At 73.1% G+C, this 14,720-nt stretch carries 10 protein-coding genes; all 10 read left to right on the forward strand.

The window, feature by feature from the left end; genetic code table 11:
- The first annotated feature begins 267 nt into the window (after window positions 1–267).
- Window positions 268–3,648 carry an isoleucine--tRNA ligase gene (ileS, locus tag ACWAT2_RS09570; protein ID WP_402375446.1) on the forward strand — a complete coding sequence of 1,127 codons (3,381 nt, stop codon included), beginning with the start codon at window positions 268–270 and terminating at the stop codon, window positions 3,646–3,648.
- Window positions 3,645–5,072: a bifunctional folylpolyglutamate synthase/dihydrofolate synthase gene (locus ACWAT2_RS09575; protein ID WP_402375444.1), complete on the forward strand. Its 1,428-nt coding sequence runs from the start codon at window positions 3,645–3,647 to the stop codon at window positions 5,070–5,072. Before ileS ends, ACWAT2_RS09575 begins: the two co-directional genes overlap by 4 nt.
- Window positions 5,073–5,169: 97 nt before the next feature.
- Window positions 5,170–6,165, forward strand: a complete 996-nt coding sequence (dhaK, locus tag ACWAT2_RS09580; RefSeq protein WP_402375442.1) for a dihydroxyacetone kinase subunit DhaK — start codon at window positions 5,170–5,172, stop codon at window positions 6,163–6,165.
- A gap of 32 nt (window positions 6,166–6,197) precedes the next feature.
- On the forward strand, window positions 6,198–6,809 hold the full coding sequence (gene dhaL / locus ACWAT2_RS09585; protein ID WP_402375556.1) for a dihydroxyacetone kinase subunit DhaL: 612 nt from the start codon (window positions 6,198–6,200) through the stop codon (window positions 6,807–6,809).
- On the forward strand, window positions 6,806–7,576 hold the full coding sequence (gene dhaM / locus ACWAT2_RS09590; RefSeq protein ID WP_402375440.1) for a dihydroxyacetone kinase phosphoryl donor subunit DhaM: 771 nt from the start codon (window positions 6,806–6,808) through the stop codon (window positions 7,574–7,576). The genes dhaL and dhaM overlap by 4 nt, the downstream gene beginning before the upstream one ends.
- Window positions 7,577–7,633: 57 nt before the next feature.
- The gene (locus ACWAT2_RS09595) at window positions 7,634–8,245 is read left to right on the forward strand and encodes a TetR/AcrR family transcriptional regulator (RefSeq protein WP_402375438.1); all 612 of its coding nucleotides are present in this window, start codon (window positions 7,634–7,636) and stop codon (window positions 8,243–8,245) included.
- A 71-nt stretch (window positions 8,246–8,316) separates the two neighbouring features.
- Window positions 8,317–10,032, forward strand: coding sequence for an MDR family MFS transporter (locus tag ACWAT2_RS09600; RefSeq protein WP_402375436.1), 1,716 nt, complete (start codon window positions 8,317–8,319; stop codon window positions 10,030–10,032).
- A complete protein-coding gene (locus ACWAT2_RS09605) occupies window positions 10,029–10,472 on the forward strand; it encodes a DUF4233 domain-containing protein (protein ID WP_402375434.1) in 444 nt (147 codons plus the stop codon). Before ACWAT2_RS09600 ends, ACWAT2_RS09605 begins: the two co-directional genes overlap by 4 nt.
- A 101-nt stretch (window positions 10,473–10,573) precedes the next feature.
- Window positions 10,574–11,014: a nucleoside-diphosphate kinase gene (ndk, locus tag ACWAT2_RS09610; protein ID WP_402375432.1), complete on the forward strand. Its 441-nt coding sequence runs from the start codon at window positions 10,574–10,576 to the stop codon at window positions 11,012–11,014.
- 136 nt (window positions 11,015–11,150) lie between these two features.
- Window positions 11,151–14,720: a chromosome segregation protein SMC gene (smc, locus tag ACWAT2_RS09615; protein ID WP_480048865.1), complete on the forward strand. Its 3,570-nt coding sequence runs from the start codon at window positions 11,151–11,153 to the stop codon at window positions 14,718–14,720.

The following is a 14,720-nucleotide window of genomic DNA, read 5'->3' on the forward strand; positions in this document are numbered from 1 at the left end:
GGTTGCGCGGCTCGGTATCATCGAGGTACAGGCGTCGACCCGGCCATCACCGGCGAGCCTCCGGAAGAACGGCCCGTGCGGGCCCAGTAGAACCGGACGGGTAGGCCCGTCACAGCCGTGAACGAGTGGTGGACCCCGATCCTCGAGGTGAGGGGTCCGCAAGCGGGGTGGTACCGCGGCTCGGCGATCGCACCAGCGGAAGCCGACGTCGTCCTCGTGCAGCAGTGCCGTCGTCGTACCACCCGTCGCTCGTCCAGGAGCCCACCCATGGCCTATCCGTTGCACCGTTCGGTCCCCTCGTCGTCCAGCACGCCCGGCGAGGCGTTCGGCATCCCCGCCTCGCCCCGGCTGCCCGAGATCGAGCAGGAGATCCTGTCCTACTGGGCGTCCGACGACACGTTCCGCGCATCGGTGGCCAAGAACGACGCCGGCACCGACGGTGAGAACGAGTTCGTCTTCTACGACGGCCCGCCCTTCGCCAACGGCCTGCCGCACTACGGCCACCTGCTGACGGGGTACGCGAAGGACGTCGTCCCGCGCTACCAGACGATGCGCGGCAAGCGCGTCGAGCGCCGGTTCGGCTGGGACACGCACGGCCTGCCCGCCGAGCTTGAGGCGATGAGCCAGCTCGGCATCAAGACCAAGGACGAGATCCTCGAGCTGGGCATCTCGGCGTTCAACGACGCGTGCCGCTCCTCCGTGCTGAAGTACACCTCGGAGTGGCGCGACTACGTGACCCGCCAGGCGCGCTGGGTCGACTTCGACGGCGATTACAAGACCCTCGACCCGACCTACATGGAGTCGGTCATGTGGGCGTTCGCCGAGCTCTACCGCAAGGGCCTGGTCTACTCCGACTTCCGCGTGCTGCCGTACTGCTGGAACGACCAGACGCCGCTGTCCAACCACGAGCTGCGCATGGACGACGACGTCTACCAGAACCGCCAGGACCCGGCGGTCACGGTCGGCTTCGAGGTCACGTCGGTGCCCGACGGCGCCGCGGACGCCGTGCGCGCCGGCGACAAGCTGCTCGTGTGGACCACCACGCCGTGGACGCTGCCCTCCAACCTGCTGGTCATGGTCGGCGAGGACATCGACTACGTCGTGGTGGAGTCGGCGTTCAGCGGGACCGCCGAGCGCTACGTCCTCGCCGAGGCGCGGCTGGGCCACTACGCCCGCGAGCTGACCGACGAGGGCGCCGAGGAGCCGCGCGTGGTCGGGCGGCTGACGGGCGCCGACCTGCTCGAGGTCGCCTACCGCCCGCCGTTCACCTACTACGAGGGCCGGGAGCGCGCGCACCGCGTCGTGCCGGCGGACTTCGTCACCACCACCGACGGTACGGGCCTGGTGCACTCCGCCGGCGCGTTCGGTGAGGACGACAAGATCGTCTGCGACCGCGAGGGCGTCGCCTCCGTCATGCCCGTGGGTGCCGACGGCAAGTTCACGCACCCGGTCGACGAGTACGCGGGACTGCAGGTGTTCGACGCGAACCTGCCGATCATCGACCACCTCAAGGCACGCACCCGCGGCGAGGCCGACGCCGGTGCGGTGACCACCGGCACCGTGCTGCTGCGCCGCGAGTCCTACGACCACTCGTACCCGCACTGCTGGCGCTGCCGCCAGCCGCTGATGTACATGGGCGTGTCCTCGTGGTTCGTCGAGGTCACCAAGGTCAAGGACCGCATGCTCGAGCTGAACGAGCAGATCTCCTGGACGCCGGACCACATCCAGCACGGCCAGTTCGGCCGGTGGCTGGAGAACGCGCGCGACTGGTCGATCACCCGCAACCGCTTCTGGGGCTCCCCGGTGCCGGTGTGGCAGAGCGACGACCCGGCCTACCCGCGCACCGACGTCTACGGCTCGTTCGCGGAGATCGAGCGGGACTTCGGGCGCCTGCCGCGCAACGCCGCGGGCGAGCCTGATCTTCACCGACCGTTCGTCGACGAGCTCACCCGGCCGAACCCCGACGACCCGACGGGCCGGTCCACGATGCGCCGCGTCGAGGACGTGCTCGACGTCTGGTTCGACTCCGGCTCCATGCCGTACGCGCAGGTGCACTACCCGTTCGACAACCGCGAGTGGTTCGAGCACCACTACCCGGGCGACTTCATCGTCGAGTACATCGGCCAGACGCGCGGCTGGTTCTACACGTTGCACGTCCTGGCCACCGCGCTGTTCGACCGCCCGGCGTTCCGCACCGCCGTCTCGCACGGCATCGTGCTGGGCTCCGACGGACGCAAGATGAGCAAGTCGCTGCGCAACTACCCGGACGTCTCCGAGGTGTTCGATCGCGACGGCTCGGACGCCATGCGCTGGTTCCTCATGGCCAGCCCGATCCTGCGCGGCGGCAACCTCGTGGTCACGGAGGACGGCATCCGCGACGCCGTCCGCCAGGTGCTGCTGCCGCTGTGGAGCACGTACTACTTCTTCACCCTGTACGCGAACAGCGCGGCGGGCCCCGACGGCGGTGGCTACGCCGCGAGGCCCGTCGCGCCCGAGCGCGTGGCCGGGCTGCCGGCGCTCGACCGCTACCTGCTGGCGCGCACGCACGACCTCGTCGACACGGTGACGGGGCAGCTCGACGCCTACGACATCTCCGGGGCGTGCGAGTCCGTGCGCGAGCACCTGGACGTGCTGACCAACTGGTACGTGCGCACCCAGCGGGACCGCTTCTGGGCCGAAGACGCCGATGCTTTCGACACGCTGTACACGGCGCTCGAGGTGCTGTGCCGGGTCATGGCGCCGCTCGCCCCGCTGCTGACCGAGGAGATCTGGCGGGGCCTGACGGGGGAGCGGTCGGTGCACCTCGCCGACTGGCCGGCAACCACCCGGGAGGCCGGTGAGCGGTTCGAGGGCGCCGATGGAACATACTCCGTCGCCGTTCGCCACGTGCCCGAGTCCGCCCTGGTCGCCGACGACGCGCTCGTCGCCGCCATGGACGAGGTGCGCGCCGTCGTCTCGACGACTCTGGCGCTGCGCAAGGCCAACCAGCTGCGGGTGCGCCAGCCGCTGGCGCGACTCACGGTGGCCGTGCCGGACCCGGAGGCGCTCGCGGACTACGTGGGGCTGCTCACCTCCGAGCTCAACGTCAAGGCGGTGGACCTGGTGCGGGCGGACGCCGAGGCGTCCGAGCGGTTCGGCATCACCGAGCGTCTCGCCGTCAACGCCCGTGCGGCCGGTCCGCGCCTCGGCCGGGGCGTGCAGGCGGTGATCAAGGCCGCGAAGTCCGGCGCGTGGCACCTCGCCGACGGCACCGTGGTCGTGACCACCGCCGACGGCGACGTCCCGCTGCTGGAGCCCGAGTACGAGCTGACGACCGTCGTCGGCGAGGCGGCGGGCGAGAACGTGGCGGCCAGCGTGCTGCCGGGCGGCGGGTTCGTCGTCCTCGACCTCGCGCTCGACGACGCGCTGCGTGCCGAGGGGTACGCCCGCGACGTCGTCCGCGACGTCCAGGACGCCCGCAAGGCCGCCGGCCTCGAGGTGAGCGACCGGATCGACCTCGCTCTCGACGTGCCCGCCGAGCACCTGGCGGACGTCGAGGCGCACCGCGGGCTCGTCACGCGCGAGACGCTGGCCGAGAGCCTGACGGTGACCGGCGTCGAGGGCACCGCGCGCGCCGTCCACCTCACGAAGCACGAGGGAGACGCATGAGCGACCGCGCCCGTACGAACGATGCGAAGAAGGCCAAGGCGGCGGAGCGCAAGGCGGCCCGGGCCGCCGCCGAGGACGCCGCCGCGCGCGAGGACCTCGAGCGCGTCTACACGCACATCGTCTCCCGCGCCCCGGAGCACGACGTGTCGCCGACCATCGACCGCGTCGCCCGGCTGCTGGAGCTCCTGGGCGACCCGCAGCGCTCGTTCCGGGCGATCCACCTGACGGGCACCAACGGCAAGTCGTCGACGGCGCGGATGGCGGAGCGGCTGGTGCGCGAGCACGGGCTGCGCACGGGCCTGTTCACGTCGCCGCACCTGAGCAGCGTCACCGAGCGCATCCAGGTCGACGGCGAGCCGTTGAGCGCGGCGCGGTTCGTGGAGGTCTGGGAGGACGTCTTCCCCTACGTGCAGGTGGTGGACGCCGAGCTCGAGGAGTCCGGCCAGTCGCGGCTGAACTTCTTCGAGGTGCTCACCGGGCTGGCGTTCGCGGCGTTCGCCGACGCCCCGGTCGACGTCGCGGTGCTCGAGGTGGGCATGGGCGGCACGTGGGACACCACCAACACCGTCGACGCGGAGGTCGCGGTGATCACCCCGATCAGCATCGACCACGAGAAGTGGCTCGGGTCGACGCCCGCCGAGATCGCCGAGGTGAAGTCGGGGATCATCAAGCAGGGGGCTACGGCCGTCGCGGCCGAGCAGCGGCCCGAGGTCGACGAGGTGCTCGCCGAGCGAGCCGCCGACGTCCAGGCCCGCCTGCTGCGCGAGGGCGTCGACCTCGACGTGGCCGCGCGCCACATCGCCGTCGGCGGGCAGCTCGTCGCGCTGCGCACGCCGCTGGCGACCTACACGGACGTGTTCGTGCCGCTGCACGGCGCGCACCAGGCGCACAACGCCCTGCTCGCCCTGACCGCCGTCGAGCAGATGCTCGGTGGGCGGGCGCTGGACGGCGGCGTCGTGGAGACGGCGTTCGCCGACGTCTCGGTGCCCGGTCGCCTCGAGCTGCTGCGCTCGAGCCCCACGGTGCTGGTCGACGCCGCGCACAACCCGCACGGTGCCGAGGCCCTGGTCGCGGCGCTGGACGAGTCGTTCAGCCTGCGGGCGGTGGTCGGGGTGGTCGGGGTGATGGCCGACAAGGACGCCGAGAGCCTGCTGGCCACGTTGGAGCCCGCCCTGTCGCACGTGGTGCTGACCCGCAACTCGTCCGAGCGCTCGGCGGACCCGCACGACCTCGCCGAGCTGGCGCGGGAGATCTTCGGCGAGGACCGGGTGCACACCTCGGAACGCCTCGACGCCGCCCTGCAGGTCGCCACCGACCTCGCGGAGGCGGACGACGTCGTCGGCGTCGGCACGGGGACCGGGGTGATCGTGACGGGGTCCGTGATCACGGTGGCGGACGCGCGCACCCTGCTCGGCAAGGGCTGAGGCGCCGGGAGCCGGTACTACGCATAGCGTCCGATTCTGCGCGCGCCCGCCGGCGGGTGTTGTATGGGTCACAGGGACGATCCCCGGGAGGCCCGTGATGAAGAAGCTGCTGGACGATCCGGCGCAGGCCGTCGACGACTCGCTGCGAGGGTTCGCCCTGGCGCACGCCGACGACGTCGAGGTGCGGTTCGACCCCACGTTCGTGCTGCGTGCCGGGGGCACCCCGCCGGGCCAGGTCGCCGTCGTGAGCGGCGGCGGCTCCGGCCACGAGCCGTTGCACGCCGGGTTCGTCGGTCCGGGGATGCTCGACGCGGCCGTGCCGGGCGCCGTCTTCACGTCTCCCACCCCGGACCAGGTGTCCGCCGCGCTCCAGGCGGCCGACGGCGGTGCGGGCGTCCTCGCGATCGTCAAGAACTACACGGGTGACGTGCTCAACTTCGAGACCGGGGTGGAGCTCGTCGAGGCCGAGGGGATCGAGGTCGCCAGCGTCCTCGTCAACGACGACGTCGCCGTCGAGGACTCGCTGTTCACGGCCGGCCGACGAGGCGTCGCCGGGACGGTCGCGGTCGAGAAGATCGCCGGTGCGGCCGCCGCCCGCGGCGACGACCTGGCGACGGTGCGAGCCCTGGCCGAGCGGGTCGCTGCCGGCGTGCGGTCCATGGGTGTCGCGCTGACCGCCTGCACGGTGCCCCACGTGGGGCGCCCCGGCTTCGAGCTGGCCGACGACGAGGTCGAGATCGGCATCGGGATCCACGGCGAGCCGGGCCGGCACCGCGTCACCGCCTCGGGCGCGCACGACATCACGCAGCGGCTCCTGGAACCGGTCGTGGAGGACCTGGGTCTGACGGCGGGGGAGCAGGTCCTGCTGTTCGTCAACGGGATGGGGGGCACGCCGCTGAGCGAGCTCTACGTCGTGTACGGCCGGGCACGGGAGATGCTCGCCGAGCGCGGCGTCGAGGTGACGCGGTCCCTGGTCGGCAGCCTCGTGACGTCCTTGGAGATGCAGGGTGCCTCGGTCACGGTGCTGCGGCTCGACGCCGAGCTGACCGAGCTGTGGGACGCTCCGGTGCGCACACCGGCGCTACGGTGGTGACCGTGCTGGATGTCGCCTGGGCCGAACGTTGGATGCAGACCGCTGCCACGGATGTCCGTGCCGCGCGGGACGAGCTGACCGAGCTCGACCGCCGGGTGGGTGACGGGGACCACGGGGTCAACATGGATCGAGGGCTGAGCGCCGTCGTCGAGCGCCTGGACGATCCTGCTCTCCCTCCGCGGGAGACGGTCGGGCAGGTGCTGCGCCTCGCCGCCACCACCCTGATGTCCACGGTGGGTGGCGCCGCCGGGCCGCTGTACGGCACCGCCCTGCTGCGCGCCTCCAAGGTGACCGACCGCCCGGACCTGTCCGCGAGCGGTGTGGTGTCGATGATGGAGGCCGCTGTCGAGGGGATCGTGGCACGCGGCCACGCCTCTGTGGGGGAGAAGACGATGGTCGACGCCTGGCAGCCGGCGGCCGAGGCCGCCGAGCGGGTGGAGGACGCCGAGGACGTGGCCGACGTGCTGCGTGCGGCGGCCGAGGCCGCCGCCGCCGGAGCCGAGGCGACCGTCCCGCTCGTGGCGACCAAGGGGCGGGCCTCCTACCTGGCCGAGCGCAGCGCGGGCACGCAGGATCCTGGCGCCCGCTCGTCGGCGATCATCCTCGCGGCCGCCGTGACCGCCGCGGAGGGACGCGACGCGTGAGTGTCGGACTGGTTCTGGTGGCTCACTCGGTGATGCTCGCCGACGGCACGGCCGAGCTCGCCCGGCAGATGGCGCCGGACGTCGAGCTGCGGTGCGCGGCCGGGGATCCCGACGGCGGGCTGGGCACGTCGCTGACGCGGGTCCAGGACGCGCTGTCCGCGGCGCTGACGGTGGTGGACGACGTCGTCGTGCTGGCCGACCTCGGGTCCGCCGTCCTGACGGTCGAGTCCGCGCTGGAGCTGGACCCGGAGCTGCCGTCCCGGGTGCGGCTCGTCTCCGCGCCGTTCGTCGAGGGTGCTGTCGCGGCGGCCGTGACGGCCCAGCAGGGTGCCGGCCTGGACGCTGTCGCGGAGTCCGCCCGGGCGGCGGTGCTGTCCATCGGTCCGGAGCCTGTGCTGCAGCTGGTCGAGGCTCCCGGCGCGGGCACCGCGGACAGCCCGGCCGTGGTGCGGACGCGCGCCTCGGGCGAGGCGATCCCGCTACCGGGCCCGTCGTCGTCGGGCGGTGCCGACGAGGTGACCGCCACCGTGCCGGTGCGCAACCCGCTCGGTCTGCACGCCCGCCCGGCCGCGGTCGTCGCCCGGGCCGTCGCCGACCTGGGCGTGCCCGTCACCATCGACGGCGCCGACGCGACCAGCGTGCTGCAGCTCATGTCCCTGGGGACGTCGGCGGGCGACGTGGTGACGATCACCGCGCGGGGCCCTGAGGCGGAGGCGGCGGTCGCCGTCGTCGTCGGCCTGGTGCAGGGCGGGTTCGGCGAGCTGTGAGGCGGAACACTCAATATTGCACTTGATGCAAAGTTGCAGTGGATGCATTATTGAGCGGTGAGCGACAGACCTGCCGACGACACCGGCCTGCGAGCGCGCAAGAAGCGCGCACGGGCCGACGCCATCGTCGACGCCGCCCAACGCCTCGTCCTGGCCCACGGGTTCGACGCCGTCACCGTCGAGGCGATCGCCGACGCGGCAGGGATCTCGCCGCGCACGTTCTTCAACTACTTCGAGTCGAAGGACGACGCGGTGCTCGGCCAGGCGTCGTTCGACCTCGACGCCGGGTTCCGGGGGGAGTTCGTCGCTGGCGGGCCGACCGGACGGCTCACCGCTGACCTCGAGGTCCTCGCGGCAGCACTGCTCGGGGCCGTGGCCGGCTCCGGCCCGCACGCACCCGCGCGCGTCCTCGAGCTCATGCAGGCCGAGCCGAGGCTGCTCGCGTGCCACTTCGCCTGGTTCGAACGACACAAGAACCAGATCGAGGACCTGTTCGCCGAGCGGCACTCCCGGCAGCCGCTGCCGACCGATCCCGCCACCTGCACGATGGTCGTCTTCGTCCTGGTCCGTGCCGCGCTCGACGACTGGGACGCCGGTGGCCGCCGCGGCGACGTCACCGAGCACCTCCCGGCGGTGCTCGCCAAGATCGCCGCCGTCGTCAACGCCTGACCGGACCGCCCCGGCGCGCCCGCCCCTGCTCCCGCACAGCCCTCCGCACAGCCCCTGAACGAGGTACTCCCATGGCCCATGCTCCCGCCCCCGCGCCGGACAAGCCGCTCGTCGTCCTGACGCAGCGCACCATCTGGCTGATCTTCGGCGCCCTCATGGCGTCGATGTTCCTGTCGTCGCTCGACCAGACGATCGTCTCGACGGCGATGCCGACCATCGTCGGCGAGCTCGACGGCGTCGCGCACCAGGGCTGGGTCGTCACCGCCTACATCCTGGCGGTCGCCATCGGCATGCCGTTGTACGGCAAGTTCGGCGACCTGTACGGCCGCCGTTGGCCGTTCCTCGTCGCGATCGGGCTGTTCACGCTGGCCTCGGCCGGCGCCGGGATGGCCGACTCCATGCTCACGCTGGTGCTGTGGCGGGCCGTGCAGGGGCTGGGCGGTGGCGGCCTGATGATCCTGTCGCAGTCGATCATCGCCGACATCGTCCCCGCGTCCGAGCGTGGCAAGTACATGGGCCCCCTCGGTGCGCTGTTCGGCATCTCGGCCGTCCTCGGGCCGCTGCTCGGCGGCTGGCTCACCGAGGGGCCGGGGTGGCGGTGGGCGTTCTGGATCAACATCCCCGTGGGGTTCGCGGCCTTCGCCATCGCGTGGTTCGCCCTGCGCCTGCCGTCGCACCGCTCGTCGCGCCCGGTGGACTGGGCCGGGATCGTCTCGATGGCCGTGGCCACCACGGGCATCGTGCTCATCACCAGCTGGGAGTCCCTCGCACAGGGCGGCTACGACTGGACCGACGGCCGCCTGCTCGGGCTCGTGGCGCTGACCGTGGGGGCGGTCGGGGCGTTCGTGCTCGCCGAGAACCGCGCCGCGGAGCCGCTCATCCCGCTGCGCCTGTTCAAGAACCGCACGTTCACGATCACCACCCTCATCGGTCTCGTGCTCGGCATGGGGCTGTTCTCCGCGATGGCGATGCTGCCGACCTTCCTGCAGATGTCCACGGGCGCCGGCGTCACCGAGTCCGGCTGGCTCATGCTGCCGATGATGGTCGGCGTCATGCTGACCTCGATCGTCTCGGGCTTCGCGGTCGCGAAGTCGGGTCGCTACAAGGCTTACCCGGTCGCGGGCCTGGCGGTCGTCGCGGCCGGCATGGTGTGGCTGACGACGCTCTCGGGCGACACCTCCATGTGGGTGTTCGGGGCGATGATCTTCACGCTCGGCGCCGGCATGGGTCTGGTGATGCAGGTCGTGGTGCTGGCCGTGCAGAACGCCGTCGACCCGAGCGAGCTCGGCACCGCGACCAGCGCGAACAACTTCTTCCGCGAGGTCGGCGCCTCCGTGGGCGTCGCGCTGTTCACCACGATCTTCACCTCCCGGCTGACCGACAACCTCGGCCAGGTCTTCGCCGGGGTCCCGGGCGCCGCCGAGACGGGCGCCGAGGCGAGCCTCACCCCCGCGATGGTCGCCGAGCTGCCCGAGCCGCTGCACTCCGGCGTCATCGACGCCTACGCCGACGCCCTGGCGCCGTCGTTCTGGTACCTCGTGCCGCTGGTGCTCGTCGGCTTCGTGCTGGCGCTGTTCCTGCCGGTCATCAAGCTGTCCGACGTCGCCGGCATGGTGGCGCGCGGTGAGGCGATCGAGGACCCGGCCCGGGTCGCGGCTCGCGAGCAGGCGGCTGCCGAGCAGGCGGAGGCGGACGCGGCGGCGGAGCGTGCCGGCGCGCCGGGCGAGACGGTGGGGGCCGCCGTCGGGCACGACGGCGACGCCCCGACCGATATCGTGGACCGGTGAGCAAGAAGGACGACCGCCCCCGCCCGGGCGACACGATCAAGCCCCGCAAGCCCGCCAAGGTGCAGTTCGCCGCCACGGTGCTGCAGCTGGAGGCGTTCGCGGTGCTGTTCGCGGCCCTCGCCCTGTACGGGTTGCGGGACTCGGCCTACGAGCGCGGACCCTTGGTCTTCGGCACCACGGCCGCGCTCTGGACCGTCACCGGGGTGCTCTTCCTGGTCCTCGTCGTGCTCTCGCGGATGGTCGCCCGTCCGGGGGGCTACCTGGCGGGATCGGTCGCCCAGGTCCCCGTCCTGGCGATGGGCCTGCTGCTGCCGATGATGTTCCTCGTCGGGGCCGTCTTCGTCGCGATGTGGGTGGTCTCGTTGCGGCTCGGCGGGCGCATCGACAGGGAGCGTGCCGAGTACGACGCGGCCCACCCGGAGACGGCGCCCAACCACTGACGAGCCGCGTCGCGAGCACGTGATGTCGGACGGCTCCGGCGCCGTCCTGTCCGGTACTGCGTGCTGGAGCGGCGCAGGACGCGGCCGATAGGGTGACGGCCATGACCGAAGCAACCACGCCCGCGCCCGAGCGCACCCTCGTCCTCGTCAAGCCCGACGGCGTCCGCCGCGGCCTGTCCGGTGAGATCCTGCGGCGCATCGAGGCCAAGGGCTACACGCTCACGGCCGTCGAGCTGAAGAACGCCAGCCCCGAGCTCCTCGCCCAGCACTACGCCGAGCACGAGGGCAAGCCGTTCTACGCCCCGCTCGTCGAGTTCATGCTCTCCGGCCCCGTCCTCGCGGTGGTGGCCGAGGGACAGGGCGTCATCGCCGGGTTCCGTTCGCTGGCCGGTGCCACCGACCCGACGGCCGCCGCCCCCGGCACCATCCGGGGCGACCTCGGCCGGGACTGGGGTCTGAAGGTCCAGCAGAACCTGGTGCACGGCTCGGACTCGCCGGAGTCCGCCGAGCGCGAGATCGCGCTCTGGTTCCCCCGGGCCTGATCAGGAGCATCATGAGGGTCGACGTGCCGTCCTGGATCCGTCCAGGGCGGCACGTCTCGTCTCCGCGGCGCCCGGAACAGGGCGACGCCGGGCCAGATGCGGCCGATCGCGGGGTGCGACGGATACTCTCGGCCACGTGCACCTCAAGACGCTGACGCTCCGAGGCTTCAAGTCGTTCGCCTCGGCGACGACACTGAGCCTCGAGCCCGGCATCACGTGCGTCGTCGGCCCCAACGGCTCCGGGAAGTCGAACGTCGTCGACGCCTTGTCCTGGGTGATGGGTGAGCAGGGCGCCAAGTCGCTGCGCGGCGGCAAGATGGAGGACGTCATCTTCGCCGGCACCGCGGGCCGCCCGCCGCTGGGCCGGGCAGAGGTGTCGCTCACCATCGACAACACCGACGGTGCGCTGCCCATCGACTACACCGAGGTGACGATCTCCCGCACGCTCTTCCGCAGCGGCGGCTCCGAGTACGCGATCAACGGCAGCTCGTGCCGCCTGCTGGACATCCAGGAGCTGCTCAGCGACTCGGGGATCGGCCGCGAGATGCACGTGGTGGTCGGCCAGGGACAGCTCGACCAGGTGCTGCGCGCGAGCCCTGAGGAGCGGCGCGGATTCATCGAGGAGGCCGCGGGAGTCCTCAAGCACCGCAAGCGCAAGGAGAAGGCGCTGCGCAAGCTCGAGGCGATGGCCGGCAACCTGGCCCGCCTCACCGACCTCACCACGGAGCTGCGCCGACAGCTCGGCCCGCTGGGCCGCCAGGCGGAGGCGGCCCGCAAGGCGCGAACGGTGCAGGCCGACCTGCGGGACGCCCGCGCCCGGCTGCTCGCCGACGACCTCGCCCAGCTCGGTGCCCAGCTCGAGCAGGAGCGTGCCGACGAGGCGGCCCTGGCGCAGCGCCGTCAGACGGCGGAGGACGCGCTGGGAGTCGCCCGCCAGCGGCTGGCCCGGCTGGAGGTCGCGGCGGCCGCCTCGGCGCAGGCCGCCCACCGCGCCACCGACACGTTCCACGGGCTCGGTGCCGTGCGGGAGCGGCTGCGAGGACTGGCGTCACTGGCCGACGAACGGGTCCGGCTGCTCGGCACCGCCGAGCCGGAGCACCGCGGGCAGGACCCCGACGAGCTCGAGGCCCAGGCGGAGCGAGCCCGCGCCTCGGAGGCCGAGCTGGCGCGCGAGGTGGAGATCACCCGGACGGCGCTCGAGGGCACCGTCACCGCTCGGGCGGACACCGAGAAAGCTGCGGCGACGGCCGAGAAGGAGCTCGCCACCCTGCTGCGCGGGGCCGCCGACCGGCGCGAAGGACTGGCCCGGCTGTCCGGGCAGGTCGCCGCACGGCGCAGCCGGGTGGAGGCCGCCGACGCCGAGATCGAGCGCGTGCAGGCCGGGCTTGCGGAGGCGGAGCGCCGGGCGGAGGAGGCGGCGGACCGTTTCGCCGAGCTGGAGCGGGACGTGCTGGGCGCCGAGGCCGGGGAGGAGGGCCTCGACGCCGACCACGAGCAGGCCGTCGCCGCGCTGACCCGGGCGCGCTCCGCCGTCGAACGCCTCGAGGAGCAGGCCGCCGCCGCCGAGACCGACCGCGCGACGTGGTCCGCGCGCGTCGAGACGCTGAGCCTCAGCCTCGACCGGAAGGACGGCGCGGGCGCGCTGCTCGCCGCGGACCCGGCCGGCGTCCTCGGTTCGGTGGCCTCGCTCCTCGGTGTCGAGACCGGCTACGAGGAGGCGGTCGCGGCCGCCCTGGGGCCCTTGGCCGACGCCGTGGCGGTGGAGAGCCTGGAGGCGGCTGTCGACGCGCTGCGCCTGCTGCGCGACGACGACGCCGGACGCGCCGGCCTGGTGGTGGGCGGGCCCGACGGCGGTACCTCGGCGCCGCTGGACGTCCCACTCCCGGACGGCGCGCGTCGAGGCGTCGACGTCGTGACGGCCACGGGACCGGCGGCGGCTGCGCTGCGCCATCTGCTCGCGGCCGTCGTGGTGGTGGAGGATCTCGCGCAGGCGCGCGCCGTGGTGGCGGCGCACCCGGAGGCCGTGGCCGTGACCCGGGCCGGCGACCTGCTCGCCGCGACCCGCGCGTCGGGCGGCTCGGCGGCGGCGCCGAGCGTGCTGCACCTGACCAGCGCGCTGGAGGAGGCGCGGGCAGGTCTGGAGGACGCCGTGGCGCGGGGCGACCGGGCGCGCGACGAGCAGGTCGACGCCCGGGCGACGCTCGAGGCGGCACAGGCCCGCCACGACGAGACGCTGGAGCGGTTGCACGAGTCGGACGCGGCGATGGCGGCCGTGGCGGAGCAGCTCGGCACGCTGGGTTCCGCACGCACCGGTGCGCAGGCGGAGGCAGAGCGTCACCGGGCGGCGCTGGCGGAGGCGACGGAGCGTCGCGACAAGGATGCCACCGAGCTCGACGACCTGGTCCACCGTCTGGAGGTGGCCGAGGCGGAGCCGACCCGGTCCGAGGAGGACATCGCCGCGGCGACCGAGGCCCGGGACACGGCGCAGCGGGACGCGGCCGCCGCACGGCAGGCGGAGACGGAGGCGCGGCTGACCCTGCGCACCGCCGAGGAGCGTGCGCGGGCGGTCTCGGGCCGCGCGCAGGGGTTGGCGCGCGCCGCCGCGCAGGAACGCCGCGCGCGGGAGCAGGCGGCGGCACGTGCCCGGCGTCGGGCGGCCGAGGCCGACCGCCCCGCCGGGGTCCGGGCCGACGTCACGACGGCGCTCGACGTCCTCGCGCGTTCGGCGGAACGCGCCGCGGCCGAGCGAGCCGCCGCGGAGGCGGAGCGGGAGGAGCAGCGGGCCGAGGTCGACGCCGTGCGCGCGGACGTGGACCGGCTGTCCGGCGAGCTGCGCGACCTGACCGACGTGGCGCACCGCGACGAGGTCGCTCGCGCGCAGCAGGTGGCCCGGCTCGAACAGCTCCACGCCCGGGCGGTCGAGGAGCTCGGGACCGACCCGGAGGCGCTGGTCGAGGAGTTCGGCCCGCACCGCGACGTCCCGGTGCCGCGGCCGGCGGACGCGGCCGAGGACGACCCGGACCCGGAGCCCGTGCCGTACGTGCGCGCCGAGCAGGAGAAGCGTCTCGCGACGGCCGAGCGCGCGCTCAAGCGGATCGGCACGGTGAACCCGCTGGCCCTCGAGGAGTTCGCCGCGCTGGAGGAACGTCACCGGTTCCTGACCGAGCAGCTCGCGGACCTCAAGGGGTCCCGCGAGGACCTGCTGCAGATCGTGGCCGAGATCGACGAGCGGGTCCAACAGGTCTTCGCAGAGGCGTACCAGGACACCGCGGCCCAGTTCGAGCGAGTCTTCTCGCGGCTGTTCCCCGGCGGCGAGGGCAGGCTGGTCCTCACCGAGCCCGGGGACCTGCTCACCACGGGCATCGAGGTGGAGGCACGGCCGGCCGGCAAGAAGGTCAAGCGGCTGTCGCTGCTCTCCGGCGGGGAGCGGTCGCTGACGGCGGTGGCGTTCCTCGTGTCGATCTTCAAGGCCCGCCCGAGCCCTTTCTACGTGATGGACGAGGTCGAGGCGGCGCTCGACGACGTCAACCTGGGGCGGCTGCTCGAGATCTTCCGCGAGCTGCAGGAGGACTCCCAGCTCGTGGTGATCACACACCAGAAGCGCACGATGGAGGTCGCGGACGCGCTCTACGGCGTCACGATGCGTGGCGACGGTGTGACGACCGTCATCTCCCAGAGGCTGCGCGAAGCGGTGGAGGCCGGGTGA

The organism is Isoptericola sp. GX10416 (assembly GCF_056590155.1).

Excerpts from the sequence above, each read along its gene's own strand:
- ileS (WP_402375446.1), top strand. The coding sequence starts at position 268 with ATGGCCTATCCGTTGCACCGTTCGGTCCCCTCGTCGTCCAGCACGCCC.
- ACWAT2_RS09575 (WP_402375444.1), top strand. The coding sequence starts at position 3,645 with ATGAGCGACCGCGCCCGTACGAACGATGCGAAGAAGGCCAAGGCGGCG.
- dhaK (WP_402375442.1), top strand. The coding sequence starts at position 5,170 with ATGAAGAAGCTGCTGGACGATCCGGCGCAGGCCGTCGACGACTCGCTG.
- dhaL (WP_402375556.1), top strand. The coding sequence starts at position 6,198 with ATGCAGACCGCTGCCACGGATGTCCGTGCCGCGCGGGACGAGCTGACC.
- ACWAT2_RS09600 (WP_402375436.1), top strand. The coding sequence starts at position 8,317 with ATGGCCCATGCTCCCGCCCCCGCGCCGGACAAGCCGCTCGTCGTCCTG.
- ndk (WP_402375432.1), top strand. The coding sequence starts at position 10,574 with ATGACCGAAGCAACCACGCCCGCGCCCGAGCGCACCCTCGTCCTCGTC.